At 63.6% G+C, this 26,196-nt stretch carries 23 protein-coding genes, 2 tRNA genes and 1 pseudogene; 15 read left to right on the top strand and 11 right to left on the bottom strand.

What is annotated here, in order from left to right; all coding sequences use genetic code 11:
- Nucleotides 1–21: 21 nt before the first annotated feature.
- From QRN51_RS14295 to QRN51_RS14280, 4 genes are all read left to right on the top strand, one after another.
- Nucleotides 22–354 carry a LapA family protein gene (locus QRN51_RS14295; protein WP_284990507.1) on the top strand — a complete coding sequence of 111 codons (333 nt, stop codon included), beginning with the start codon at nt 22–24 and terminating at the stop codon, nt 352–354.
- Between the two features lie 394 nt (nt 355–748).
- Nucleotides 749–1,141, top strand: a complete 393-nt coding sequence (locus QRN51_RS14290; RefSeq protein WP_284990506.1) for a hypothetical protein — start codon at nt 749–751, stop codon at nt 1,139–1,141.
- 325 nt (nt 1,142–1,466) lie between these two features.
- Nucleotides 1,467–2,573 carry a S1C family serine protease gene (locus QRN51_RS14285; protein ID WP_284990505.1) on the top strand — a complete coding sequence of 369 codons (1,107 nt, stop codon included), beginning with the start codon at nt 1,467–1,469 and terminating at the stop codon, nt 2,571–2,573.
- Between the two features lie 120 nt (nt 2,574–2,693).
- A complete protein-coding gene (locus tag QRN51_RS14280) occupies nt 2,694–3,287 on the top strand; it encodes an NADPH-dependent FMN reductase (RefSeq protein ID WP_284990504.1) in 594 nt (197 codons plus the stop codon).
- 66 nt (nt 3,288–3,353) lie between these two features.
- Here QRN51_RS14280 and QRN51_RS14275 read toward each other — a convergent pair whose 3' ends face one another.
- On the bottom strand, nt 3,354–3,623 hold the full coding sequence (locus tag QRN51_RS14275; protein ID WP_284990503.1) for a hypothetical protein: 270 nt from the start codon (nt 3,621–3,623) through the stop codon (nt 3,354–3,356).
- 107 nt (nt 3,624–3,730) lie between these two features.
- Entirely contained in the window at nt 3,731–4,405 is a 675-nt protein-coding gene (locus tag QRN51_RS14270) for a DUF1345 domain-containing protein (protein WP_284990502.1), read from the bottom strand.
- A 298-nt stretch (nt 4,406–4,703) separates the two neighbouring features.
- Between QRN51_RS14270 and QRN51_RS14265 the strand changes: the two genes are divergently transcribed.
- The 3 genes from QRN51_RS14265 to QRN51_RS14255 all read left to right on the top strand — a co-directional run bounded on the left by QRN51_RS14265 (nt 4,704) and on the right by QRN51_RS14255 (nt 8,363).
- Complete coding sequence (locus QRN51_RS14265; RefSeq protein WP_284990501.1) at nt 4,704–5,273, top strand: recombinase family protein; 570 nt, start codon at nt 4,704–4,706, stop codon at nt 5,271–5,273.
- 178 nt (nt 5,274–5,451) lie between these two features.
- A complete protein-coding gene (locus QRN51_RS14260; RefSeq protein ID WP_284990500.1) occupies nt 5,452–6,291 on the top strand; it encodes an MIP/aquaporin family protein in 840 nt (279 codons plus the stop codon).
- A 1,034-nt stretch (nt 6,292–7,325) separates the two neighbouring features.
- Nucleotides 7,326–8,363 (top strand): SDR family oxidoreductase, encoded by a 1,038-nt coding sequence (locus tag QRN51_RS14255; protein WP_284990499.1) that lies wholly within the window; start codon nt 7,326–7,328, stop codon nt 8,361–8,363.
- Nucleotides 8,364–8,482: 119 nt separating this feature from the next.
- On the opposite strand, the gene QRN51_RS14250 is transcribed toward QRN51_RS14255, so the two are convergent.
- Together QRN51_RS14250 and QRN51_RS14245 are read right to left on the bottom strand one after the other, a co-directional pair.
- Nucleotides 8,483–9,727, bottom strand: a complete 1,245-nt coding sequence (locus QRN51_RS14250) for an Nramp family divalent metal transporter (RefSeq protein WP_284990498.1) — start codon at nt 9,725–9,727, stop codon at nt 8,483–8,485.
- 335 nt (nt 9,728–10,062) lie between these two features.
- Entirely contained in the window at nt 10,063–10,371 is a 309-nt protein-coding gene (locus QRN51_RS14245; protein ID WP_284990497.1) for a hypothetical protein, read from the bottom strand.
- A gap of 799 nt (nt 10,372–11,170) precedes the next feature.
- On the opposite strand from QRN51_RS14245, the gene QRN51_RS14240 reads away from it, so the two are divergent.
- Entirely contained in the window at nt 11,171–11,497 is a 327-nt protein-coding gene (locus QRN51_RS14240; RefSeq protein ID WP_284990496.1) for a hypothetical protein, read from the top strand.
- A 148-nt stretch (nt 11,498–11,645) separates the two neighbouring features.
- Here the strand turns inward: QRN51_RS14240 and QRN51_RS14235 are convergent.
- Nucleotides 11,646–11,821 (bottom strand): annotated as a pseudogene (locus tag QRN51_RS14235) (DNA-processing protein DprA); the annotation flags it as partial.
- 641 nt (nt 11,822–12,462) lie between these two features.
- Here QRN51_RS14235 and mobF point away from each other — a divergent pair.
- Together mobF and QRN51_RS14225 are read left to right on the top strand one after the other, a co-directional pair.
- Nucleotides 12,463–16,023: a MobF family relaxase gene (mobF, locus tag QRN51_RS14230; protein ID WP_284990495.1), complete on the top strand. Its 3,561-nt coding sequence runs from the start codon at nt 12,463–12,465 to the stop codon at nt 16,021–16,023.
- Nucleotides 16,024–16,066: 43 nt separating this feature from the next.
- The gene (locus tag QRN51_RS14225; protein ID WP_284990494.1) at nt 16,067–17,248 is read left to right on the top strand and encodes a tyrosine-type recombinase/integrase; all 1,182 of its coding nucleotides are present in this window, start codon (nt 16,067–16,069) and stop codon (nt 17,246–17,248) included.
- A 102-nt stretch (nt 17,249–17,350) separates the two neighbouring features.
- Here QRN51_RS14225 and QRN51_RS14220 read toward each other — a convergent pair.
- The 5 genes from QRN51_RS14220 to QRN51_RS14200 form a co-directional block, all read right to left on the bottom strand.
- Nucleotides 17,351–17,424, bottom strand: a tRNA-Ile gene (locus tag QRN51_RS14220).
- Between the two features lie 100 nt (nt 17,425–17,524).
- Complete coding sequence (locus QRN51_RS14215; protein ID WP_059387858.1) at nt 17,525–18,721, bottom strand: glycosyltransferase; 1,197 nt, start codon at nt 18,719–18,721, stop codon at nt 17,525–17,527.
- Nucleotides 18,722–18,831: 110 nt separating this feature from the next.
- Nucleotides 18,832–19,737, bottom strand: coding sequence for a DMT family transporter (locus tag QRN51_RS14210; protein WP_059387859.1), 906 nt, complete (start codon nt 19,735–19,737; stop codon nt 18,832–18,834).
- Nucleotides 19,737–20,360, bottom strand: coding sequence for a CDP-alcohol phosphatidyltransferase family protein (locus QRN51_RS14205; protein WP_059387860.1), 624 nt, complete (start codon nt 20,358–20,360; stop codon nt 19,737–19,739). The genes QRN51_RS14210 and QRN51_RS14205 overlap by 1 nt, the downstream gene beginning before the upstream one ends.
- A 50-nt stretch (nt 20,361–20,410) precedes the next feature.
- Nucleotides 20,411–21,259 (bottom strand): phage holin family protein, encoded by an 849-nt coding sequence (locus QRN51_RS14200; RefSeq protein WP_284990493.1) that lies wholly within the window; start codon nt 21,257–21,259, stop codon nt 20,411–20,413.
- A gap of 184 nt (nt 21,260–21,443) precedes the next feature.
- Between QRN51_RS14200 and QRN51_RS14195 the strand changes: the two genes are divergently transcribed.
- The 3 genes from QRN51_RS14195 (at nt 21,444) to QRN51_RS14185 (ending at nt 23,405) form a co-directional block, all read left to right on the top strand.
- Entirely contained in the window at nt 21,444–22,667 is a 1,224-nt protein-coding gene (locus tag QRN51_RS14195; protein ID WP_370872191.1) for a multidrug effflux MFS transporter, read from the top strand.
- Nucleotides 22,668–22,758: 91 nt separating this feature from the next.
- The gene (locus QRN51_RS14190) at nt 22,759–22,938 is read left to right on the top strand and encodes a YMGG-like glycine zipper-containing protein (protein WP_059387861.1); all 180 of its coding nucleotides are present in this window, start codon (nt 22,759–22,761) and stop codon (nt 22,936–22,938) included.
- A 59-nt stretch (nt 22,939–22,997) separates the two neighbouring features.
- The gene (locus QRN51_RS14185; RefSeq protein WP_059387862.1) at nt 22,998–23,405 is read left to right on the top strand and encodes a hypothetical protein; all 408 of its coding nucleotides are present in this window, start codon (nt 22,998–23,000) and stop codon (nt 23,403–23,405) included.
- Between the two features lie 106 nt (nt 23,406–23,511).
- On the opposite strand, the gene QRN51_RS14180 is transcribed toward QRN51_RS14185, so the two are convergent.
- A tRNA-Asn gene (locus QRN51_RS14180) sits at nt 23,512–23,584 on the bottom strand.
- A 206-nt stretch (nt 23,585–23,790) separates the two neighbouring features.
- Here QRN51_RS14180 and QRN51_RS14175 point away from each other — a divergent pair.
- Together QRN51_RS14175 and QRN51_RS14170 are read left to right on the top strand one after the other, a co-directional pair.
- A complete protein-coding gene (locus QRN51_RS14175) occupies nt 23,791–24,561 on the top strand; it encodes an MBL fold metallo-hydrolase (protein ID WP_284990491.1) in 771 nt (256 codons plus the stop codon).
- Between the two features lie 185 nt (nt 24,562–24,746).
- Nucleotides 24,747–26,196: fibronectin type III domain-containing protein (locus QRN51_RS14170; RefSeq protein WP_284990490.1), on the top strand; the 1,450-nt coding region annotated here is incomplete at its 3' end.

The following is a 26,196-nucleotide window of genomic DNA, read 5'->3' as shown; positions in this document are numbered from 1 at the left end:
TCAAGAACAAAGGATTCCCCCATGGATGCAGAACAACAGCCGGCCCCGGAGCCCGCGCCCGCACCCGGGGCGTCCCCGCCGGCAGGAGGACGCCGCCCGGTAGTCACCCGCGCCGGAATGGCATGGACGGCCACCGTTGCAGCCCTCGTGCTCCTGATCCTGCTCATCGCGTTCATCGTGCAGAACCAGGACGCCGCCAGGGTCAGGTTCTTCGGCCTGGACGGGACCATCTCCCTGGGCATTGCCCTGCTCATCGCCGCGGTCGGCGGCGGGGCCTTGGTCGCCGTAGCCGGTGCCGTGCGCATCATCCAGCTCAGATCCCGCAACCGCCGCACACCAACACCCCCGCCCTAAACCCCCACGCCGGCCGGGAACCCTCCCCGGCCAAACACGTGCATTGCGAAGATGCCGGCCCGTAGCCCGACGTGAGGAGCCTGGCACAACGCCAAAGGAGCAACCAATGACCCTTCCGCCGCAACACGAACCCGAACCTTTCCCTCCCGATCCCGGTCCGGCACCAGCCCCGGACCCGGCCACGCCGTTCCCCCCTCACCCGGCCCCCGACCCGAACCCGGCGCCCGGGCCCCTCCCAATCCCGGACCCCGGGCCGGTACCCCCGCCGCACCCCGATCCCACCCGCCGCCCATAACCGGCCGCACCCATCCCGGCATGTCCGACACCCGGATGTGCTGCAGCCAGGCTCCCCGCCGCATACACGGGCCCCCAACCCGTTCCGGGAAGGATGACCATGACCGCATTGAACAAATCCACACACGACATCCAGCACCGCACCGCCGCCTGGATCAAACACGCCATCGAGGATCCCTCGCCCCAGACCGAAGCCGCGATCCGGTGGGCCCTGGCCAGGCTCGGGGAAGCCAACGTCCCCGACGTGGTCCACGCCGTGGTCCTGACCCTTACCGGGAAGAAAAAGGCCGCCAAACAGGCCCGGAAATCAGCCGAAGCAACCCTCCGCCGGGCGGAACGGAAACTCAGGCCCACAGGCCACGGCAAGGCATGGCTGGCCGCCGGCATCCTCGCCGCGGCCGCCGCGGCAGCAGCACTGGCATGGCAGCGCCGGCAGAACCGGGCCGCCACCACTGAACCCAAGACCGGACCGGCAGCGGACACGGCTGAATAAACCCCGGGACGCCTATGCCTCCCCACGGCCGGCGCCCTGACGGACGGTGACCCGCGCCCGCTGGAGCCCGTCCGGCAGGCCATCCGGTTTCGGAAGCTCTCAAGACGCGTCTGGGTCTCTGAATCCCCCAACAGGCTTGGCCAGTGCATGAAGCACCGCGGAACGCGTGCGGACCGCATCGGGCCAGGACCGGCACGATCGGGCTGGTGCGCCCGAGGCTCTTTGGAGAGATAATTTCCGTGCAGCCGGTTGCCTGGAGCCACAAAACGGGGCGCCGGGCCGGCAACGGGCAGGGGCCAAGAGCAGCCGAGGGAAGGGAACAAGGATGTTCGGCTTCAGGTTCAGGAACGGCCAAGCGGCCGCGCTTCTCGCCGCAGCGGTGCTGCTCACGGTTCCGGGGTGCACCGGACCCGGCGCCGGGCAAGCCCCGGCCACCTCAGGTCCGGCTTCCGGTGGCGGGTCCTCCGCCGGAACTGCTTCGCCTGGCCCGCCGGGCGTGCTCCCGGTGCCGGCGGCGAACCTGTCTATACCGCAGGTGGTGAAGGAAGTCGAGCCTTCGGTGGTGACGATCACCACGCAGGCAGGGATCGGCAGCGGCGTGATCTACCGCGGGGACGGCAGCATCGTGACCGACGCGCACGTGGTTGAAGACCAGCAAAGGCAGCCCTTCAAGAGCGTCCGGGTCCAACTGGCCGACGGCACCCAGACCAATGCGTCGGTCATTGCCGTCGATGACCCCACGGACGTGGCGGTCATCAAGGCGGACCGTTCAGGTCTTCCCGCGGCACGGTTCTCCACGGCCACTCCCGAGGTCGGGGCCCTGACCGTCGTGATCGGCACCCCGCTGGGCCTGGAAGAAACCGTCACCTCAGGGATCGTTTCCGGGCTCCACCGCAACATGCCCCCGTCCCGGGAACAGCCGCAAGGAGCCCTGGACCTGATCCAGACCGATGCCCCCATCTCGCCCGGAAATTCCGGCGGCGCCGTCGCCGACGCAACAGGAGCGGTCATCGGGCTCTCCGAGGCATACCTGCCGCCGAGCTCCGGAGCCGTGGCCATCGGATTCGTCACGCCCTCGGCCACGGTGACGAACGTCGCGGACCAGCTGCTGAAGAACGGGAAAGCCTCCCACGCCGTCCTCGGGCTGGTCCCTGCCGATCTAAGCCCGGAAATCGTGAAGCGGTTCAACCTGGCAACCACAACGGGCGCACTCGTCATCCAGGTTTCCCCCGCAGGCCCGGCGGACAAGGCCGGCATCCGGGCAGGAGACATCATCACCTCCGTCGCCGGGCAGAAAATCACCCAGGTCACCGACCTTCTCGCCGCCCTGCGCAAGGCCCAACCCGGCCAACAAGTCGACCTCACCGCCCGGCGGGGAACCGATACCAAGACCTTCACCGCCACCCTGGCAAACACCTCAGGCACCGGCTGACCCCGAATACTCCCGGACCGCCGGGGACCTCATTACCCGCTCCCGGCCCGCCCGGGCTTCGAACACGTATCGCGTGCAAAAACCGGCAACAAGAACCGACAGGAAGAAGGAGTGGTTCACATGGTAAGGATCGCCGTCGTGGTCGGCAGCACCCGGCCCGGGCGCCGGAGCAGGCAGGTAGCGGACTGGGTCCTGGCCCGGGCAGCCGCGCACGGAGGCGCCGACTTCGAGATCCTGGACCTGGCCGACTACAAGCTGCCGCTGCTGGACGAGCCCGTACCCCCATCGCTCGGGGACTACAAGCACGAGCACACCAAGGCCTGGGCCCGGACCATTTCGGGGTTCGACGGGTTCATCTTCGTCACCGCCGAGTACAACCACTCCGTTCCCGGGGTTCTGAAGAACGCCCTGGACTTCCTCTACGCGGAATGGAACAACAAAGCCGCCGGCTTCGTCTCCTACGGAGGCGCCGGCGGGGTCCGCGCCGTCGAAAACCTCCGCCTCATCGCCGGTGAACTCCAGATCGCCGACGTCAGGGCCCAGGTCGCCTTGCCCTTCGCCACCGAGTTCGAAAACTTCACCACCTTCACACCCAGCGAAACCGCCGAAGAGGCCCTGAACCCCCTCCTGGACCAGCTGATCTCCTGGACCACAGCACTGAAAACCCTCCGCACCTGGCCGCACGACGGCCCGACGCTGCCCCTGAGCGCCTGAACCGGCCGGGAAGCCAGCGCTCCCTTGAAGTGGTCGCCAACGGAACGTCCTGGACCCGGTGACGGGTCAACCGGGAAGCCAGGACTCGCCGGATGAGGAGCCGGGTTTTCCGCGGCCCCGGAGTCTCCGGAACAACACCAGAAACGGCAGCGCCAGCAGCTCCAGCAAGCCCGCCGCAAGAAGCAGCACACCGAAAAGAACCAGGAAAGGCAAGTACAACAGGAACACCGTGACCGCCGCTGCCACATAGCCGCCGGCGAAGCCGGCGATCCACTGCGCATCCATCATGACTCCCATCAACCGGCCGCCGCCCGGGACCGCCGATAGAACGGTCATAGCAGCACCTGGACGCGTTGACAACGGGCCCGCCGGCCCGGCCGGGTGCCGGATCAGCAGCGTTCCCCGGGCCCGCGGGCTGTCCATCTGCCAAGTACTTCCTGCGTTCAGTGGATAAGGCCGGAGACAAGGTTGATGGTCGTGGCCAACACTATGGCCCCCAGCAGATAGGACAGGAGCGCCTGGCGCAGCACGGTGGTGCGGATGGCGTCGGTCTTCAGGTCGGTATCGGAAACCTGGAAGGTCATCCCGACGGTGAAGGACAAATAGGCGAAGTCCAGGAAACGGGGCATTGCGTCCTCGTTGAAGTCCACACCGGCCCTGTCCCGGTAATAGATCGACGCGTAGCGAAGGGCAAAAAGCGTATGGACCAGAAACCAGGACAAGGCAACGCTGCCCAGGGCCATGGAAATGATAGCCGCCTTCGCACCCCCTTGGGCATTGGAAGCCTCCAGCAGGATCAGCGCCACCCCGGCGAAACTCGCCACCGTGGCAGCCAGCACCAAGACGTCCGAGACGCCCCGGCCAGGATCCTCGCGCCGTGCATGGGCCGCCGTGGCTTCGGCAGGCAGCCGCCCGACAACCGCCCAGACCCAGACAAGATACGTCAGGGACGCCACAGCCCAGCCCAGCGCCGGTGCGTACGCCCAGGAATTCAATATTCCAACAGCCAGGGCGGTCCCCAAGCCCAAAACGGCCATTACCAGGACCCGAAGCCGCGAATGATGCGCCACAGAATTGAAACCCTTATCCGGGGCACCCGGCACGCCAGTAAAACTCATGGACCGATGATCCCATGCAGTCCGCCGGTCCCGCCCTTGACCAGGTGCCGGCGAGTCGACCCTGCCCCAGCCGGCCAGCGCGTACAGGGAATCGTGCATATTCAATGGCTTCGGGGTTTGAGTTAGTAACGGCGTGAAATTGAACGCCAAGCCTTGAGTGTCAGCTTGGGTCACACCCCAGACTGACGTCAGGCATGATCTCAGGCCACATGTCAGAATGAAGTCCGTATTTCTATTTATTGACATGCGTTGGCGGGGGTCTTAGATTTCATCCTGACAGTTTCGATCGGGAGGTAGCGTGAACGGCCAGCGTCTGGGATACGTCAGGGTCAGCAGCCTGGATCAGAGCACCCTGTGTCAACTCGAGGACATCGAGCTGGGCCGGGTGTTCACCGACAAGGCATCGGGCAAGGATACGAAACGGCCCCAGCTGGAAGAACTCCTGAAGTTCGCCCGCGACGGGGACACCGTGATCGTGCACAGCATGGACCGGCTGGCACGCAACCTCGATGACCTGCGATCCGTGGTGCAGAAACTGACCGGCCGGGGCGTACGCGTCGAGTTCGTCAAGGAAAACCTCACCTTCACCGGGGACGACTCACCCCTGGCAAACCTCATGCTCTCCGTCATGGGCGCCTTCGCGGAATTCGAGCGTGCCCTCATCGGTGAACGCCAAAGAGAGGGGATAACCCTGGCCAAACGACGCGGAGCCTACCGGGGACGGAAGAAAGTCCTATCCACCGAACGGGCGGCAGACCTGGCCCGGCGCGCCGCGGCGGGGGAGCCAAAAGCGGTCCTTGCCCGCGAGTACGGCATCAGCCGCCAAACCGTCTACGAATACATCCGTAAGGCCGACCCTAAGAACTAGACAAAATTTGGCGGCACGAGTACGGCGACGCCTGTAGGTTCTGGCACCTTATGACAGCTTCAGGAGTACTGGGCCATAAAGGGCTCCCGCGTGCGCTTCCCGGCTGGTAGAACGGGACCATGGACGAGCTGATCGACAACCTGAACACAGTCCGCCACGGAAGGAGAAGGAACTACTGATGGCAGACCGAGAGACGGCTGACTCGCGCGCCCGACGGGGAGAATCTCCGGAGAACGACCATCTGCCCGGCCTCGGACTTTCCAGGGCCCAGCGCACCCAAGTGAACGAGTTCAACGACCCTTCACATGAAGTCCGCCGGCTTTTCAGCGAAACATTCGGAACATTCCTGCTTGTGCTAGCTGCAGCGGGGGCAGACATCATCGATTCAGTCACCGGCGGAGCCGTAGGCCGGGTCGCCGCCGTCACCGCTCCGGGGCTGACCGTGACCGCAATCATCCTGTTCATGGGCACGAACTCTGGAGCCCACCTCAATCCAGTGGTCACACTGGCCTTCGCTTTGCGCCGGGACTTCCCTTGGAGGCGGGTTCCGGGGTACATCCTGGCACAGCTGGCCGGCGCAACTACCGCCGCAGTGGCTCTCCGCCTGACTTTCGGTCTGCAGGACCGCTTGGGTGGAACCCATCCTGCCCATGGGTTCACCCCGGCCCAAGCCCTCATCATCGAAGTACTGTTGACGCTTGGGCTCGTGAGCACAATCCTGGGTGCCGCATCCGGGGCGCAAAGCATCGGGCCGCTTTCAGCCCTCGCCGCCGGCGCCTATATTGTGCTCGCCGGCTTATGGGCAGGGCCTGTCAGCGGCTCCTCTATGAACCCCGCCAGGTCTGCCGGGCCAGCCTTCGCATCTGGCGATTACGAATCCTTGTGGATCTACATCCTCGGCCCTGCTGTCGGCATGCTCCTCGCCGTCGGGGCCGCCTATATTCTCAGTGGCCCCGGGGGCGGCCCAACGGCCGCCAAAGCAGCCCAAGGCACAAGCAATCCCGCCGCCGAACGCTGAACGGCCCACAGCCATTAGCGTGACCGTTGAGAACCAACCGTCGTCAACGGGCTCGCCGAACGACACACGCCAACACCCTCCGAGCCCGCAGGTTGCCTCCATGCAACCTGCATGGGTCGGGCCGGACGGGTAAGTGAACGCCACCCCGCGCTGATCTCGCCGGTGGACCGTCCAGAATCCCGCTAACTTGCCGCGTCCCCTTGCAGGCTGCCCTCAACGAGTTCCTCTAAGCGTTCCAGATCCTCCTGGATCGGGTAAGCGTCCAGACCCGATGCCCTCCCCGGCATACCCCCCGACAAGCCGTCTCCCAACTCAGACGCAAGAGTATCTTTGTTTCCGTTGGCCCCATCGGCTCGAGAAGTACCGTTCCTCCCGTGAGGGGTGGCGAACACTCTGCCAGGCAATTTGTTCGTCCGGTTCCCGGGCGACGATCCACGCATCGTACTCGCGGGACACTGCGCCAACAACCGCTTCGAACCGGACCTGGACCTCATTGATCCATGTCGCGGACTCGACTCCGCTCATAAACAACGGGAACTCCTCAACCGCATCCACTGTTCATAGGCAAGCCGGACTGGAACGTTGACGTTAACGGACCGATGCAGGTCACTCATGACGCATACTCCTGTCACGTATCCGAGTGGCCATGGCGGCTGATCGTCTTAAAGCAGGAAAACCGGTCGCCGGCAGCATACTTATCTTCCCATTCGAGCGCGTGCATCCTTGTACGCGAAGACCCCGTGTTGGATCGCGGCCGAGTTCGCTCCATAGGGGCTCGCGACGAAGATAAGTATGCTGAAGAACTTGCACACACCGGCTGCCGGTTTTACGTTCTTAAGACGACCAGGCCTTCGACCACCGGGCCGGTCCAGAACACCCAAATACCAATGCGTCAAGTTCGAGGAGTTTCCCTTTATCCGTGAGAGAAGGCCCAGGACGGCAACGCCGTCGCGGGCCACTCGACAATATGGAACCACTAATGGCAGACAACACGTCCGCCGATTGAAGCATCCAGGGCTGATGGAGGAATAGTAATGACAGAGAGCAATTTCCCTCAGGATGAGAGGAAGGCTAACGATTCGCCGTTTGGCGATGACGAATCAATCCCGAATGATCTCGACTCCACCGATTTAGATGAGGACATTGCGGCGGCCCTCGAAAACCAGATTGTCGGCCACCCGGATACTCCTGAGGGCGTGAGGGATCCCCGGACCTTGTACCCGAATGGCGCGTTCGAACCTCAGCCGCAGGACTACCCTGGCTGGACCGACGCGATGCGTCCCCGCCCGGACCACGGCGAAGGCAGTTACATCGGCCACCACCGGATGGAGGGGTTCAGGACCCTGATCACGGGTGCGGACTCCGGCATCGGTAGGGCTGCCGCAATTGCCTTCGCCCGCGAGGGAGCCGATGTCGCCTACACGTACCTGCCTGAAGAAGAACAGGACGCGGTGCACACAGTCCAGTTGATTGAAGACGCCGGGCGCAGGGCACTCGCGCTGCCCGGGGATCTCCGCGACGAGGGTTTTTGCCAGGAGGTCGTCTCCCAGACCGTTGCCGAGTTCGGTGGGCTGGACGTGCTCGTCAACAACGCCGGCTATCAAATGACCACAAGCGAAGGAATCGAAGACCTCACCAGCGAGCAGTTCGACCGGACCTTCAAATCCAACGTCTATGCCCTATTCTGGCTGACCAAGGCCGCGTTGCCCCACCTGCAGCCAGGTTCCGCGATCATCAACGTGTCGTCCATCCAGGGCTACCACCCGAGCCCGAGCCTTATCGACTACGCCGCCACCAAGGCGGCCATCATCAACATGACTTTCTCACTTGCAGAGTCACTGGGGCCACGCGGAATCCGCGTCAACGCCGTGGCACCCGGACCGATCTGGACGCCTCTTCAGCCCCCGACCCAGCCGGGCGAAAAAATTGTGCATTTCGGCGAGGACACACCTCTCGGGCGGGCCGGTCAACCAGCTGAACTGGCGTCAAGCTTCGTGTTACTGGCCACCGCGGAAGCCAGTTACGTGTCAGGATCAGTCATCGGAGTCACCGGAGGAAGGCACCTAGCCTAGAACAGATGCTCGTGAACTGCCGGGGGCAGGCCGGGCTCCGGAAAAGAACCCGGAAGTAACGATTGGAAGCTGGCCAGCCGCCATGGAATTCAAACGGCGCGACCCGGAGCCCGAGCGCATTATGAGCTTCCGGTGACGGAGGTCCAGATGCCGACAGCTCCGGCGACAACCATGATGGCGGTGGTGGCCCAACCGAGCGTGCCGGCGAGTTTGCCGTTGCGGTACTCGCCCATGATCTCTTTGTCCCTGGCGATGAGCATGGCGACGATGAGGAACGGGGCGGCGGCGATACCGTTGATGATCGCGCTCAGGATCAGCAACCCGATGGGGTCGGTGGCGAAGAAGCTGATGATGACGCCCCCGATGGTCCCCACGCCGAGAAGTACGTAGAACGTGCGCGCCTTGCCGGGGCGGCGGTCGAATCCCCAATTCTTGTCGAGAAGCCCGGCCAGCCCGGCGGATCCGGCTGCGGCGAGGACGGGGACTGCCAGTATCCCCGAGCCGATGAACCCGACGGCGAAGAGAAACTTGGCGGCCGGTCCCACGATAGGTTCCAGTGCTTTGGCCGCGTCCGCCGCAGTCTTGACGTCCGTCCCGTTTTTGCCAAGCGTCGCGGCGGTGGCCGCCATGATGGCGAACATGACCAGGACGGAGAAGAACATGCCGGTGAACACGTCGGCGCGGGCGTTGCGGAGCTTGTGCGCAGCCGGTGCGGGGGCTCTTTCCCCCAGGCTGACTTCTTTCGCGTTCCCATCGTCTTCCTCGCGGAGTTCCTCGATCCTGTGGGCGCTTTGCCAGAAAAACAAGTAGGGGGAGATGGTGGTGCCCAGGACGGCGACAATCAGTGCCAGGTAGTCCAGGCTTGGCCGGAACTGCAGGCCGAATAGCCCCTTCGCGACGTCGGCCCAGTCCACCTTGGCAACGAACAGGACCGCGACGTACGCCAGCAGTGCCATGCAGAGCCACTTGAAGGTTTTGGAGATGATGTCGAAGCCGCCGACCATCAAGGCAATGGCTATTCCGACGCCGGCGACAGCACTCCAGAGATGGCCGGGCCCGGCCCCGAGCAATTCCATGCCTTGCCCGATTGCCATCAAGTCCGCCGCAGCGTTCAGGGTGTTTGCGGCTAGCAGGGCGACGATCAGGATGCCGATCACCACGCGAGGTTTTCTGGAGAATTTGCGGCGGGCAAGCCTCCCCAGGCTGTCCCCGGTGGCGAGGGCAGTGCGGTCGCAAATTTCCTGGACTGCCATCATCATCGGCAACGTCGCCGGCGCGGTCCAGAGCATGCCGTTGGAAAAGGTGGCGCCCGCTTGGGCGTAGGTCGCAATGCCTGACGGGTCATCATCGGCCGATCCGGTCACCAGGCCCGGCCCAAGCAGGCCGAGGAAGCGACGGAGAGGCGAGGGCCGGTCCGGCCTTGAAACGGGCGGATCCTGGCTGGGGGAATGATTTCCCCGGCCTCCGGAAACGGGTAGCCGCCGCTCTGGCTGAGAAGCATGGATGGATTCCATCGTTTCCTCCCGCTCTTCACTGAACCACTATGATAAGCGTGCTTACTTTCCCCAGATTAGTAGGCCGGTTATTGGCCGATCAATAGGAGGGTGGTCCCTGCCCGTTGAAGCCAAACCGGGACATGACCCTCGCGGTCCGTTCGCTTCCATATGTGGTTATGCGTATGCGCTGGCGCTAGCGACCCTCAACCAGTAGCGTTGTGGCGCGCTTCAGGCGGCGCTTTCCCGACAACTGGCAAAGCTGCTGTGTCGAAGAATCGGTATTCACCCGCGGGAACGCGGATTGTTCCGGCGGCTTCGGCTTTCTCCCGGAGAAAATCGTGGTCTTCGCGGGAGAGTACAACCTGCCCTTGCGGGTCGCACGCAATATCCTCTTGCGCGTCCTTGCTGATCTTGGCCGACATGGCCGGGGGTAGGACCAGACATGCCGGATTTTCCAGAAGCCATGTTCGGGTCTCGGAATCGAGCCTGTCCCACTCGTCCTTGAGGCTCACGCTTGTTGGTACCGCCCTTCTGTCTGGCTTTTCCTGAAAGTTAATTCCGTCCAGATTACTCCTGACGTCAAACGGATGACAGGGCCTTTGGCCGCCCGGCGAAGGTACGCCGGACCCGCGAAACCAGTGTCGGCGGCAGCTGCCTGTGTAGCAAAACGGCACCTTACTGATCTTCGACCATGCATAGCCCGCGGCCGGCGCTCCCGCGGAAACTGATCCTGCGCCCACTGCACAGGTCGCCGGAAACAGTTTTATCCCGGACCCACTCCGGCCAAACAACGGGCAACAACTGATCCGCACGCCTTCGGTAGAAGAGTGCGTCGTCCACACCTTCACGGGCAGGACAACGGGCCAGGTGCTTGTTTTCTCCGCGTTCACGCGAGACCGAGTGGCGAACGCGTGACAGGCCGCTGCCCGTCTTCTGCGCCCGCTCTCCCCTCAGACCCCAAGTTCGTAGCCGCTGGAGACTTCGCGGTGGTGGGTGACCGCGTGGATGCTGAAGTAGTGCCGCCCCTCGAGGCGGACTTGCAGGACAGCAGGGTCTAGACAATCCGTCGCGTAATCGCGGCTTCTTTTCGCTTTTCAGGTGTGCAGGGGTGGTACCGAGATTCGTTCGGAAGTACGTATCTTGGCTCCAGCCGCAATCACGGGACGAGGTCTGTCCTTGCGCGGAGTCAGACCTGAAGGCAGCCCGGGAATCAGACTCCTGCGCTCACAGATGTTGCGTGCGTCACAGTTCCTGCCTAAGCTTGCGTCGGCGGCCGCAGCGTCGCGGCCGCCCGTGAACGGCAGGAGCACCATGACAGACAAGCTCAACGTCCTGGTCCGTGTGGACATCGATTGCGCCCGCGCCAAGATCGCGGCCCAAGGCCGCGTGACGACGCAAAGCCTCCAGGCACTTTATGTTGTCTTGAAACGCGCTAACTCGCTGATGGAAGGCCTCGCTCTCGAAATCGACGTGACACGCGCCCGGGTCGAACCAGACGCTCTTAAACAGCTCCGCGCCTGCTCCCAGTCCCGTCACCTGCCCGCGCACATCGATCCGTTCCAGGCCGACTGCAAACTCACCATCCTGGCACCGGAGGATTCCCTCACGACCATGAGGAAGGCAAGGCTGGCGGCCTGACCTGTCCGTCTCCACGGCCCCTCACCGAAAGCACGCACGTGCGCGGGGCCTGAAGCCGCGACCATTCACCCTACAAAATTGGCCCTCGGGCGGCAGACTGTCAGCGATGACCGGCTCCCACATTTGGACCGGCCACCCGTTCTTAGGTTTAGCCGGCGAGCATTTCGCTCAGTTCGACCGCGTCGGTCACCATGACGGCGCCGCCTTCTTTCCGGAGCCGGCGGCATCTGGCCGAGTTGGCGCTGTGGACGCCCCCGGAACGGCGGCGACGTGCCGGGCGATGGTTCCGGCATGCTGCGCGGTGTTCAGTGCGCCGGAGCGCCAGAATGAGGAACTGCGGCCTCGACCCCGCCTATTGGAACATGACAGCATGGACAATAGCTCCAGCAGTGGCGGCAACCATGAAACAACGCCGCCCGACAGGGCTGGCGGCGACACACGAAGGATATCCATCATGGAAGATCCGCGGCTCATGGCACGAAATCTCATTGAACTGGACGAGGGTTACCTTCAGGACCATCGCAGATCCCGCGTCATGAATGGAAAATCCAGCAGAACCGTGAGGCTCTAGCAACGGAGATGCCGCGACCTGCGACGGCTTGCAGGTTCAGGAATCTAGGCTGTAGCGCGCAGCGCCAAACCTAACTCACCCGCGGCACCCACGCCTTGCTCATCGTCGCCAGCAAACACACTTCACGTTTCGATCCTCTCCAGGCAACAGCTGGCACCCTTCAGATGATCGACGATGCCTCAATAGCCAGCCCCCTAGACCCTTACACCTCTGGCACTCAAGGCTCGCCGTGAGCCACGCCTCCCGGCAGGTCATGTAGCGGTTGGGCTTTGTGTCGATGAATCGAGGTGAATGGGAAAATTTGCGAGGAATGCAGGGTTGGGATCGAGCCGTCACCAATCCCGCGCCGCCGCGGATGGACGCCCAGCCGTAGACCACCAACCGCACCCCAGCCATGACTATGTCGATAGCCAGGCTCTCCGCGCAGTCGGGCCTGAAGTACCTCTTCAAGACCACGATGATGGACGATCGGACGGTCGCCCCAGCAGATGCCACCACGTACTACTTGAAGGCCGGGACACCACAGGGGCGCTGGCTTGGCTCCGGCCTGGGCGGAATCAGCCGGGCCCGCGGCGACGCCGTCACCGAAACCGATGCTAAAGCCATCTTCGACCGCACCGTCCATCCGGACTCCGGCGCTCCCCTGGGCAGGCCGCACGGCCAACCAACCGTCGTCCAAAACACCCAAGGACAAACCGGTACGCGACGTGCCGTTGCCGGTTTCGACCTCACATTCAGCGTCCCGAAATCCGTGTCCGTGCTCTGGGCGCTGAGCCCACGGGCCCTCCAGGACCAGATCCTGGCAACCCATCACGACGCCGTCAACGCCACCCTGGAATGGTTGGAAGAATCGGTCATCCACACGAGGGCGGGGCGCAACGGCGTCGCCCGCCTCGACACCCGCGGCACGGTCGCCGCCGCGTTCGATCACTGGGAATCGCGCTCCGGAGACCCGCAGCTGCACACGCACCTGGTCATCGCTAACCGCGTCCAACGCATCACCGACGGCGCCTGGGTCACCCTCGACTCCCGGACCCTCTACAAGGCAGCGGTCGCCGCCAGCGAGCACTACAACGGGCTGCTCTTCGACGCCCTCCACCGCCAGCTCGGGACAGACACCGAGATCCGCCAGCCAGCAGCCACCTCACACAATCCCAGCCCGCAGCTCACCGGTGTCGACGACGCCCTAGTCGGCGAATTCTCCCAACGCTCCCGCCTCATCGAGGTGGAAACCGACCGCCTCGTCGCCGAATGGACCGAAGACCACGGCACTCCCCCATCTGCGACAACCACCATCAAGCTCCGGCAGCAGGCAACCCTCTCCACCCGAACCCCCAAACCCGACACCATCACCCCTCTCCACGAACTCTCGGTTCGGTGGCGGGCACGGGCCACCGCCAAGGGCTTCGACCTCGGACTCGTGCTGGCCGCCACCGTCCGGCGGTCGTATGCCACCCCTTTCCGTGCCTGCGACTTCGAAGCGTCATGGGTCGACGCCGCGGCCTCGCTGACCCGGGACCGAGTGGCGGCCAAACGCGCCACCTGGAACCGGTGGAACCTGATCGCCGAGGCTGAACGGGTCTGCGCCGCGATCCGCTGCCATGCCCCGTCGGACCGTAACGCCCTGATCGATGCCGTCGCCACCAGCGCCGAAACCCAATCGGTCCCCCTGAACGAACACCGCTACAGCGTCTCTGCGGATGCTCAGCCCGACCTCCGCCTCGGCAGGCAGAGTGTCTTCGACTTCCACAGCTCCCGTCTCTACACCGACGCCACGACCCTCGCCAGCGAGGGGGCCGTCATGGCAGCAAGAAGCGACAACGGCGGCCCGACCGTACACGCTACCGTCGCCATGGAGGCACTCGGCGACTACAAACACCACGGCCGGTTCGGGCTGCACGACGACCAGCGGGCCGCCGCGGGTCAGGTGCTGCTCAGCGGGAACCGGCTAGACGCGGTCGTCGGGCCGGCCGGCACCGGCAAGACCACCACCCTCGGCGCGGTCAAGGCCGCATGGGAAGCAGAGTTCGGGGCCGGCAGTGTCGTCGGACTGGCCCCTTCGGCCGCGAGCGCCGAGGTACTGGGACGGGAGCTGTCGATGGTCACGGAGAATGTCGCGAAGTGGCTGTACGAGTCTGTCGGGGCAGGAGCTAGTCACCGGGGCGAACGCTTCTTCGCGACCGAAGAGCGCCTGCGGACTGCGTGCGCTACAAATACGCGCGTCGCTCAGGAAGCTGTCCGGTTGGCCGCCGAGCAAAACTGGTGGCGGTTTCATCCCAACCAACTCGTCGTGGTGGACGAAGCCTCTATGGTATCCACCCTTCAGCTCTCCGCCCTCGTGCACCAGGCCGAGGATGCTGGGGCGAAAATCCTATTGGTGGGCGATCCCGGGCAGCTGGATGCCATTGATGCCGGCGGCATCCTCGGCTGGCTGGACCGGCAAGGCAAAACCACAAAATTGAGCACCATCTGGCGGTTCGAACACGCCTGGGAGCGGGAGGCTTCGCTGAAGCTGCGTGCCGGGGACGCCGCGGCCTTCGGCGACTACGAGCAGCACGAGAGGATCCGGCACGGCCACTATCTGGACATGGTCGACCAGGCCTACGGGAACTGGCAGGCGGACATCCGGGCCGGAAGGTCGTCGATTCTGATCGCCGCGGATAACGACACCGTCGGCATGCTCAACGAACGGGCCCAGGCAGACCGGGTGATCCAAGGCTTCGTGGACGCAGAACAGACAGCACTGCTTGGTGACGGTCTGCGTGCCGGCCGCGGTGACACGGTCATCGCCCGCCGCAACGACCGCACCGTTACGGACAGCAACGGCGACTTCATCCGCAATGGAACCCTGCTCGACGTCGTCCGTGCAGGCGGGCGCGACGGGTCCATCACCGCGGTCCGCAGGGACACCGGCGCCACCGTCACCCTTCACCGCGACTATGTCGAGTCCGCGGTCGAGCTGGGATACGCGACGACCGCCCACCGCTCTCAAGGAATCACAGTCGACACCGGCCACACCGTCGTCACCCAAGGACGTCTCACACGTGAGCTTCTTTACGTGAGCATGACCCGCGGACGCGGCGGCAATTACGCTTACATCAGCGAGAAGGACCCCACTGATCACGAGCCTCTTGATCTTTCCCAGGAAGAATCGTGGCGGGAGATCCTCAATGAAGTTCTCGCTGCCGAAGGTGCCGAACGGACCGCCCACGAAGTCCGCGACGCCGAACAGTCGAGCGCCGACACTCTGGAACGGCTCAGCGCCGAATACGACTACCTCGCCCAGATCGCGTCCGCCGAGGACCTGATCACGTTCTTGAAGACGCAGGCCCCGGGAAGGGCGGAGGAACTGCAACAATCGCCGTCCTGGGGGTCGACGGTCGCAGCCTGGCGTCGATCCACAAGTGTCAGCCGGCCAAGTGCTCAATGGACTGTCGCCAAAGCGTTGGAGACGAGCGCGTCCTCGGAAGACCCCACGGCGATCATCCACGCCCGGCTCCGCAGCTTCCTCAACGGAATGGCAGCAGGCTGGCCAGACACCTTGGCCGGGCCGATCGACACCGCTCGTCGTGATCTCGCAAGCATGATCAGCCAGGTACATAAGCGAATACAACGCAGGACCGACAAAGTCACCCTCGAAGCACTCATGCATGACTTCGAATGGAAGCGAAACCTCCTGGAGGCTCTGCCGCCAAACATTGGCGCAGATGACAAAAGCAGCCTGATTGGCGGAGTCGCTGTCTACCGGGACAGATGGGGCGTCGGAGACTCACCCCTCCCGCTCGGACCCGTCCCGGCAGAGTACGAATGGGAGCGGAATTCTCAGACCGTGAGCGTTCAGCGACTCATCGACGCCGCCGGACGCACGGCAGTCGCGAATCAGCAGCCTGGCCTGTGGTTTGATGAGTCGCCCTCGCGAGAGCCCAGCCTAATAGATGTCGGTTGGCAGCTTTAAACTGAGCTCGAGCAGGGCAATCGCGCGAGAAAGGAGCGCCCGCGTGTCTAGGCCGCCACTCCAAATCGGCACCTGGGGGAAGATCAGCCGAGATGAGGTATCGCCAGGGGTCTGGCGTGCGATGGCCAGATTCCGGGACTTCGACGGCGTCACCCGCAAAGTCGAGGCTCGGGCGGCGGCCACGTCGAAGAACGACAAAGGTGGAAAGGCCGAACGGCTACTGATTGCTGCGCTCACGGACCGCGCCATGCCCGCAGGCGAAGACATCACATCAGACACTCGGATCACCAAGCTCGGTCTGATTTGGTGGGCAGAATTTGAGGATGCTGATCGGGCCATCAATACGCGCACCCGGTATAGGGACATCCTGGAAAACTACGTTTCTCCCGGAGTTGGGGGCTTACGAATTCGCGAAGCAACAGTCTCCACTTTGGATCGTTTCCTCAAGACCATGCGCATCAAGCATGGCAACGGTACGGCGAAGCAGTGTAAAACGGTGCTGTCTGGAATGCTCGGCCTCGCGGCGCGCCACGGCGCCCTGGATGGGAACCCCTTGCGGGATGTGGCTACGATCCCGATAAATCACAAGGAAGTCCGGGCGCTAACCGTGACAGAGGTTGGCGCATTACGTGCAGGCCTGAGGCAATGGGAGGCCGACAAGAAGCAGGCGGGCCGATACCCGACCACGGACATCCTCGACGTCATCGACATCATGCTCGCCACGGGCGCACGCATTGGCGAGGCCTTGGCCATACGGTGGAAGGACGTCGATCTAAAATCCGAGAAACCAACCGTCACGGTGAACGGAACGATTGTCTACGTGCCCAAGAAGGGGCTGACCATCCAGGACCACCCCAAGAGCGCCAATTCCCGGCAAAAGTACTTCCTACCGTCTTTCGCCGTGGAAATGCTCCTGAGACGGCAAATTGGCCAGCTGGAGGCCAACCCGTGGGACGTCGTGTTCCCCTCGGCCGTCGGTTCGCTGCGCGATCCCAACAACTTTCGCAGGCAATGGCGTTCTGCGAGCTTGGATCTTGGATTCCAATGGGTCACCCCGCACACCTTCAGAAAGACCGTTGGAACCCTGCTGGAGGCCTCGTCGGGCGTGGCTGTCGCTTCGGCCCAGCTTGGCCACTCCAGCGAAAACGTGACGAGGAAGCACTACGTCCAGAAGACCCACGAGGCACCGGATAACACCTCGCTGCTGGAGGCATTCGGTAACTAGCTCAAAACGTTTCCGGTGGGTTTCCGGTGGGTGATGACCTTATAACGCAAAAACGAGAGTGCCCCTTCAATGCGTTTCCGCAGGTCAGGGGCACATTTCGGGTAGGGCTACTCGGACTTGAACCGAGGACCTTAGGATTATGAGTCCCGCGCTCTAACCAGCTGAGCTATAGCCCCGAGTCGGCGGGGACCGCCTTATCAGCGTCCCCGGCCAAAACACTCTAGCAAAACAATCCGGCTCCCGACGCCAAGCGGCACACTAGCCGGCTCCACGTGACTAGATCACCTTGTCTTCGTAGCCCGCCCCGCGGTAGAGGTCCTCGAACGTCTGCAGGGTGCCTTCGATGCTGTGCGGCTCCACCATGGCGCGGCTCGCCTTACCCATGGCTTCGAGTTCGCCGGCCGGCAGACGGAAAAGCTCGGTGATCCGGGCTGCCAACTCGTTGCTGTCGCCTGGCGTAAACAGATGCCCGTTCTCGCCTTCGCGCACCAGGTGCGGCAGGGCCATGGCATTGGCGAGAAGAACCGGCGTCGACGCCGACATCGCCTCAAGCGTTACGAGGGACTGCAGTTCGGCGGTCCCGGGCATGCAGAACAGATCAGCGCGAATGTAGGCCTTCCTCAGGTCCTCATCGCTCGCGAGTCCAAGGAACTTGACCCGCCCGCCCAGCCCCAGGCGCTTGGCCTGGGCCTCCAATGCGGCACGGACCTCGCCGCCGCCGACGATTTCAAGATGCACGTTGAGGTCGGCGGGTGTCTTGGCGACGGCGTCGATCAGGACGTCCACGTGCTTCTCTTCAGCAAGGCGGCCCACAAAAAGAACGGTGGGGTAGGCATGCGGCTCGATCTCTTCACCCGGCGCCAGTTCATAAGCCGCCGCGTCGATACCGTTGGACAGAGGAAGGACCTTGCGAAGGAAAGCGTGCTGGTGCATGGCCTTCGCGGCGAGCGGCGTGGGAGTGGTGACAACATCGGCCTGGCCCATGACCTTACCCATGTCCTTCCACGAGACCCGCCCGATGATGTCCTTGAACCACTGCGGGAACGGCAGGAACGGGTTCAGGTTTTCGGGCATGAAGTGGTTGGTGGCGATGATCCGGATACCGCGCTTCTTGGCCTCGTAGAGGACGTGTTCACCGATCATGTAGTGGCTTTGGATGTGAACGACGTCGGGCTGCACCCTGTCGAAGAGCAGTCGAATGTCGTTCTTGATTTCCCAGGGATAGCAGATGCGGAAGTACTCGTGGGTAAAGACTCCGTGGGACTTCAAGCGGTGGACGGTGCCTTCGTCCCCGAACTCGGTGAAGCTCTTGCCGTTGTCCGCCCGGCAGGCCAGGACGTGGACATCGTGTCCCCGCGCCTTCATGCCTTTGGCAAGCCGGTACCCGAACTGAGCAGCACCATTGACCTGCGGGCGGTACGTCTCCGCCGCGATCAGGATGGTGAGGGGTTTGTTGGTTTCGGGAACAGTCACGTGGAGAACTCCTGATGGTCACGGTGCGAACACAGCAAAACGTTTGGCCCTGCGGTGTCTTCGCCGGTTGCCTGCCGCGGATGTGCGGGGCACGGTTGTCGAACTCTGCCCTAGGCCTTCCGGCTTGCAGCCGCCTTCGCGTCACGCTTTCTCTTGGTGACCTCGGGATGGTGCCGGCTCAGGGCAATAACCCCAACGATAGCAAGGGAAGCGGCCACAGCCATGGCGATTGCCAGCACGGCGTGGACATCGGGACGAAGCTCACCCAAAATCGCGATGCCGATGGCAATTCCCACAATGGGGTCGATTACGGTCAACCCTGCGATGACCAGATCCGGCGGCCCGCCCGAATAGGCACTCTGCACGAACCACGAGCCGAGGCCGCCGGCAGCCGCAATGGCGACGACGGTGTACCACTGCACATTGAGCAGAAAGTGCCCGTTGGGGTCGAGCAAGTGCCGGCCGATGATGCGTGTGAGGACCGCGACGAAGCCAAACAACACTCCGGCACCCAGGATGTAGACAAAAGCGCTCATGCGGTGCCGGAACATGACCGCCAACGTTCCAAAAAGTCCGACGGCGAGTGCCAGCAGGAGGACGATGGTTATTTCGTCCTCTCCGCTGACATGGTGGTTCTCCTGGGTGGCGTTGACAGCCAGGAGAACGAACATCGCAGAGCCGGTCACGCAGGCAGAGATCGCCACCACGGTGCCGCGGTTGATACTGAGTCCTTGGTCCTTGGCGTTGACCACCGTGGTGATGACCAAGGCGATGGCGCCGATGGGCTGCACCACAGTCAAGGGTGCCGATACCAAGGCAATAGCGTTCATGCCCATGCCCAGGGCAAGCAAAAGCAGCCCGAACATCCATCGCGGATTTCGGAGAAGCCGCAGGAAACCGTGGGAACTCAGGGCGAGGCCACCGGTATCCGCCTTGACCGCGCTGCCCTGGCGCTGGGCACCAATGGCGAGGCAGAAGGCGCCAAGCACCGCAAGAAGGACCGCGAACCAGACCATCAGCTGCGACCGCCGTCGTGGGCTTTAAGCTCTTTGCCCTTGCGGAGGATTGCCCAGAAATAGTTGTAGGCCGCTACCCAGTGCCCTAGCAGGCCCAATCCCAGGCAGATCCAGGCGATCACGAAATAGACACCGGTGTAGGGAATCGCGAGCTTGGAGAGGACCAGGAGAGGGGTGCCCAGGAGCAGGAAGGCCGTCCGGATCTTGCCGATCCGGCTTACCGGGAGGTCGGGGTGGCTATGGAAGTAGAACAATGAAGCCGTGGCGAGGACGACGTCGGGCACCACCAGGGCGGCCAGGTACCACCAGTCCACTACCCCGGCGATGGCGAGCGTGACGGCGACGGTGATGAGTGCCAGGCGGTCCGCGACGGGATCGAGGATGCGGCCCAGCTTGGAGGTCTGGTTGAAACGCCGCGCGACGTAGCCATCCACCCAGTCAGTACCTCCCATGATGGCGAGGACCAGCACGGCGAAACCGTATTCCCTTTGCCACAGCACCAGCCACACAAACAACGGGACGCCCATGAAGCGGAGCACGGTCAGGAAATTGGGGACGGTGAAGATGAGATCGTGGTCGATCTGTGGCTGGCCCGGGCGTGCGCCTGCACCGATGAATTTCACCTGTCCCCCTTTCCGTTGTCCGCAGCTGACGCTGCTGCTTGCCGTCCCGATTACTTCTTGAACAGCTTCCGCAGTCCCACTGCGGCCACCGTGGCCGAAGCGGCAAAGAGAAGTAGCTCTTTCCAGCGCGCGGCGAGCCGCTCCGGCAGCCCGGCAGGAACCTTCTCACTGAAATCCGCGATTCTGTCGGCCGCGAACCGGCGTCCGTCGTCGAGCTTTTGCCCGGCGACGTCACGGAGGACCTTCCCCTGGGTCTTGACGTCGAGCTCGACGCCGAGCTGATCGCGAACGTCGGCGAGGTGTTCGCGGCGCTGCTCCAGACGGCGGAGCAGCTCAGCTTCGCTCGGGGCGGGGGGTTGCTCGGCCTTGTGTGCTTCTGCCTTGGCGGCCTTTTCTGCCTTGGCTTTCTCGGCTGCGGCTGCTTTCGCTGCCTCCGCTGCCTTGTAGGCTTCCGACGAGGGGTCGAGGACGCTGGCGTCGAAGGCCGTACCTTCCTTGACTATGCCGAGATCGTGCTTGATGCCGCGGATGGTTTTCTCAGGCACAAGCGGCATGGCCCCCTTGAACGCGCGGAAGGCAATGAGTGCCCCGATAAGAATGATCACAAGGAACGCCGCCGCAACCACGAGCGCGGCCAGCCACGGGGGCATGACCGTGGCCAAGCCCAAGATGGCCGCCACGACGAGGGCGATGACAAGCAAAGAAAGAAAGATCAGTGCAACGCCAACAAAAGCGCCGGCAATGCCCAGCTGCTTGCCTTTGCCTTTGAGTTCAAGCTTGGCGAGGCTGATTTCGTCGTTGAGCTGCCGCGGCGCGAGCCGGGCTGCAAGTTTCAGGGTGTTCGGCAACGCCGAAATGCCCGGGCGTTGGCCAACCCGGCCGCTGTGACGTCCACTCATAGGTTCCGCCTCACTGCTTCCATCTTGCTCCTACCCGGCTCCGGCACGGAGACGAATACAACCGCCCACGCGCACCTGTCCACAAAACTACCATTCAGCTTCAGCCTCAACTTCCGGGACGGCCCAGCGGCGCGCCCCTGCCATCGCTGATAAATATGATCTTTCGCACATAGGATTGATAACCGTGAACACTCCCCCTGTACCGGGCGATTCCCTCAGTCGACGCGAAAAACTCCTCTATATCCTGCTGCTCGGCGCATTGACCGCCTTGGGTCCATTTACGGTGGATCTCTATCTGCCGGCGTTTCCCGCGCTGGAGCATCATTTCGACGTGTCAGCCGCTGCGATCCAACTCACACTGACGGGCACAACGGTGGGCTTCGCGATTGGCCAATTGGTGGTGGGGCCCTTCAGCGACAAGTTCGGGCGCCGCATGCCGTTGATCCTGGCAACGGCCTTGCACATCGGTTCTTCCCTCGGTGCTGCGCTGTCCACTGACATCAGCACGCTTGCGCTGTTCCGCGTCCTGATGGGCGTCGGTGCAGCCGGTGGCGGCGTGGTTGCCATGGCCATGGTCCGGGACCTCTTCGCGGGCTACGCGATGGTGCGGATGTTCTCCCGCATGTCACTGGTGAACGGCCTGGCGCCCATTCTGGCTCCGATCATCGGTTCACAGCTGCTCTTGGTGATGCCATGGCCCGGGATCTTCTACTTCCTGGCCAGTTACGGAATCCTGGTGATCATTGCCGCTGTGTTCCTCATCCGGGAAACGTATCCTGCCGAACTCCGCCGGCAGACGACGTCGACGGCGGGCCAACGCTACAAGGCTGTGTTCGCCGACCGGATTTTCGTCGGGATGCTGCTCGTGGGCGGGTTCAACTTCGGCGGACTGTTTGCTTACCTTTCCGCGTCCACGTTCCTGTTCCAACAGGTCTACAACTTTTCCCCGCAGGAATACGGCCTGCTGTTCGGCGTCAACTCCCTGGGCATCGTTGCCGGCGTTCAAATCAGCTCCAGGGTCATCAAACGGGTAGCGCCGCAATGGATCATGGCGTTTGCCACGGTCTGGATGCTGCTGATGGCGGTTTTGATTGTGGTGTTCGATCTGCTCGGCTTCGGCCTCTGGGGCGTCATGGTCCCGTTGTGGTTCTACATCCTTGCCACCGGCTTCATGTTCCCCTGCGTCCAGGTGATTGCCTTGGCCAACCATGGCGCACAGGCAGGAACCGCGGCTTCCCTGCTGGGCGCCTCGAACTTCCTGATGGCCGGCATCATCCCGCCGGTGGTTGGCTGGCTGGGCGTCCGCTCCGCGGTTCCCATGGGGGCTGTCCAGGCCGTGTGCCTCGCCGGCGCCGTCGCGGCCCTGTGGCTCGTCGTGCGGCCCCGGTCCGTCCCCTCCATCCACTGATGGGTCCATCCACTGATGGGTCCATCCACTGACGCGCCAGTCAACTGATTCGAGAAGCGCGGACGTCCCGATGCGGAAGTAGGCTCAAGGCATGACGCGCAAACCGCACCGCAACGGCAGGGGTCTTTTCCTCGGAGCGGTGCTTGGCGCCGTCGTCGGCTTCCTGCTGGGCCGCGGGGCCGGAAATCCTGTGTTCGGAGCCCTGCTGGGCGCCGTCGTCGGTTCCGCAATCCTCTACCGGATCAATCCGGGGCCATGGAAACGGGACTAAGGAGGCCTTCCGTGCTTCGAGGCCTGTTCCCGGTCATGGCCCGGAGATAAAGTTGAGATGTGCCCCGTTGGCAGGAACTCCAGCCTATTCCAGCCCCATGGCAGCGCAAGGATGATGGCATCCTGCCGCTGTGGTGGGATCGTCTATGCACCGTGACAAGCCCGCAATCCGCGGCCCTTTATGCGGCTGGACTCTTCACGGAGGACCGCCGCAGGCCGATTGCGCAATGGTTCAATCCGACAAATGGCGCGGCCCTGCTCGTGGCACCGGAGACCTCCCCGGAATGGCCCGTCCAACGCTTCGGAATCTTCTACGCACCACCTGGAGGCGGATTCACGCGCGTCCACTCCGCCGCCCACGAATGGCATCCACGGGAGCCGAGGACGCCGCCAACCGAAGATGACGCCTTCCAGTCCGCCGTGGCCGAGGCAGCGAGATTCCTGCAAGTGGAAATGGACTTCGTGTGACGACGCGGCAATGAGATTCTGCACATTCGAATAATTACGCACATCAGACAAACCGAGGCAAAAAAGCAGGCCCCGCACCGATCTAAACCGGTGCGGGGCCTTTGCGCTCCTCCGACTGGACTTGAACCAGTAACCCTTCGATTAACAGTCGAATGCTCTGCCAATTGAGCTACGGAGGAATGAAGCGGTTATGACTTTAGCAAAGGTTTTGCCCCAAGTGAAATCGAGCCCCGGGCACCTCGGGAAGGGGGCCGGAATACCCCTCCCGGGTATCACCAAGACGGCGGGGCCGGGGCCCTCACCGAGGATAAGATGGTCCGGCGTACCTGAGGCGCATCCGAGCACGCATGTGGAGCCCCCGCGACACCTACAAACAGAAGGAAGCATGCCAAAGAACTGGTCAGCCGAGGACAACGTGACGGAAGTTGCCGAGGACGTCTTCTTCATCGAGGGACCTGCCGTCAACTGGACCATCCTCAAACGGGGCAACGAATTCACCCTCATCGACACGGGCTATCCCGGGAACTGGCCATTGCTCCAATCGAGCGTGAATTTCCTTGGACTGGGTATTGAAAATGCTGCCGGAGTTCTCGTGACGCATGGTCACTCTGATCACATCGGCAATGCCGCGAGAATATCCGCAATGGGCATTCCGGTATTTGCGTCCAACGCGGAGTTGCCAAACATCCGCCGGGAGGTCCTTGAACAGGTCACCGTGAAGGACCTTGGTTTGCGGATCCTCCGCCCCAGGGTCGGCGCGTGGGCGGTCCACGCCATCCGCTCCGGGGGCTTGTCCGACGTCGCGGTCCCGGGCGTCGCTGCGATGACCCAGGACATCCTGGACGCGCTCCCGGGATCTCCCCGGATCATTGCCACGGGCGGGCACACCAGCGGCCATGTGTCCTTCTTCGTCCCTTCAGCTAAAGCCGTGGTCACCGGGGATGCTCTCGTCACGGGCCACGCTGTCAGTCCGGTCCGCGGACCGCAGCTGTTGCCCGCCGTCTTCCACCACCACCCGTCGGAGACCTTGGCCAGCGTTGAGCATCTCAGGCAGCTGGGGGCTGAGACCATCCTGCCGGGTCACGGGCCGCTGGTGAGCGTGCACGACGGGACAATCGAGCTCGTTTCTGACGGCAGGTACGCCCCTTTCGCTTGAGTCGACGGCCTCGTTTCGCTTGAGTCGACGGCCTCGGGGCCGGGTACGCGCATCGGAGCCTGAGTGGTAGGGCGGAAGACCGGGTCCAAAACGGGTACCACCCACTCTTAACCCGTGCCGTGCATAGCCACTAGGCTCCGGACCTGGGGATTCTGACCCGGTCTGTTCAGAAAAAGGGGAAGCCGATGCGGCTCCTGACCATACTGTTCCGGCGGCCCACGTGGTTCCGCTGGGCCACGGCCGTGTCCGTGCTGTTCTTGCTTGGCTACTCCGCTGTCTACTTGGCGCCTCCCGCGCGTGCGGCACTCCCGAAAACAATCATCAGCCTGACGTTCGACGACGGCAATGCCGATCAGCTCCCGGCCGAACAGTTGCTGAAGTCGCTCGGATTGCACGGCACCTTCTTCATTACGACCAGCTGGATCGATAATCCGTCATGGCTCACCCGTGCCAATCTGAACAGCATCGCCGCGGACGGGAACGAGATCGGCGGCCACACCATCACCCACCCGGACCTCACCACCTTGTCCACGTCGGCCGCCACCAACGAGGTGTGCGGCGGCCGGACCACGCTTGCCAGCTGGGGGTTCAACGCCACCGATTTCGCCTATCCTTTCGCCGCTGAAAACTCGTCCGTCGAGCAAATCGTGAAGAATTGCGGTTTTGCCAGTGCCCGCAATTTGGGTGACATCCGTTCGCCCGCGAGTTGCTCCGGCTGCCCCTTCGCGGAAACCATCCCCCCGGCCAATCCATACAACACAGCGGCACCTGATGAAGTGGACAGCACCTGGACGCTACAAAACCTCGAAGACCTCGTGACCAACGCGGAACCGGGAGGAGGCTGGGTCCAGCTGACCTTCCACCACATCGCGGTCGGAACTGATCCCACCTTGACCATCGACCCGAACCTCTTCAAGACCTTTGTCACATGGCTCGCAGCGAGAACAGCCAACGGGACCACGTCAGTTCAAACAGTTGCCCAGGCCTTGGGCAATGCACCCGTTGCCGCGACCGCGCCGGCTGCTCCCAGCGGCGTGACCGCGACGGCGGGCAATGCCTCGGCGGTGGTGTCGTGGACGGCGCCGGCCAACGGCGGCTCCCCCATCACTTCGTATGCGGTGACTCCTTCGTCCGGTGGCACGGCTTTGGCTCCGGTGACGGTTACCGGTAACCCGCCCTCAACGACGGCGACCGTCACCGGGCTGACCAACGGCACGGCGTACACCTTCACGGTCACGGCAACGAACGCCATCGGCACGTCCCCGGCCTCGGCCGCGTCGGCTCCCGTCACACCGACGGCCCCGACAGCGCCTGCCCCGCCCACCGGCGTGAGCGCGACGGCGGGGAACGCCTCGGCGGCCGTGTCGTGGACGGCGCCGGCCAACGGCGGCTCCCCGATCACCTCGTATGCGGTGACGCCTTCGTCCGGCGGCACGGCCCTGGCTCCGGTGACGGTGACCGGGAGTCCGCCCGCGACGACGGCGACCGTCACCGGATTGAGCAACGGCACGGCGTACACCTTCACGGTGACGGCGACGAACGCCGTCGGCACCTCCGCGCCGTCGGCGGCCTCGGCTCCCGTGACCCCGACGGCCCCGGTTCCCGGGGTCACCAACGGCGGGTTCGAATCCGGGC

Source organism: Arthrobacter sp. efr-133-TYG-120 (assembly GCF_030209785.1).
Lineage (GTDB): Bacteria > Actinomycetota > Actinomycetes > Actinomycetales > Micrococcaceae > Arthrobacter.
The sequence above is the reverse complement of the archived record's forward strand: the minus strand, read 5'-3'. Positions and strand labels throughout refer to the sequence as shown.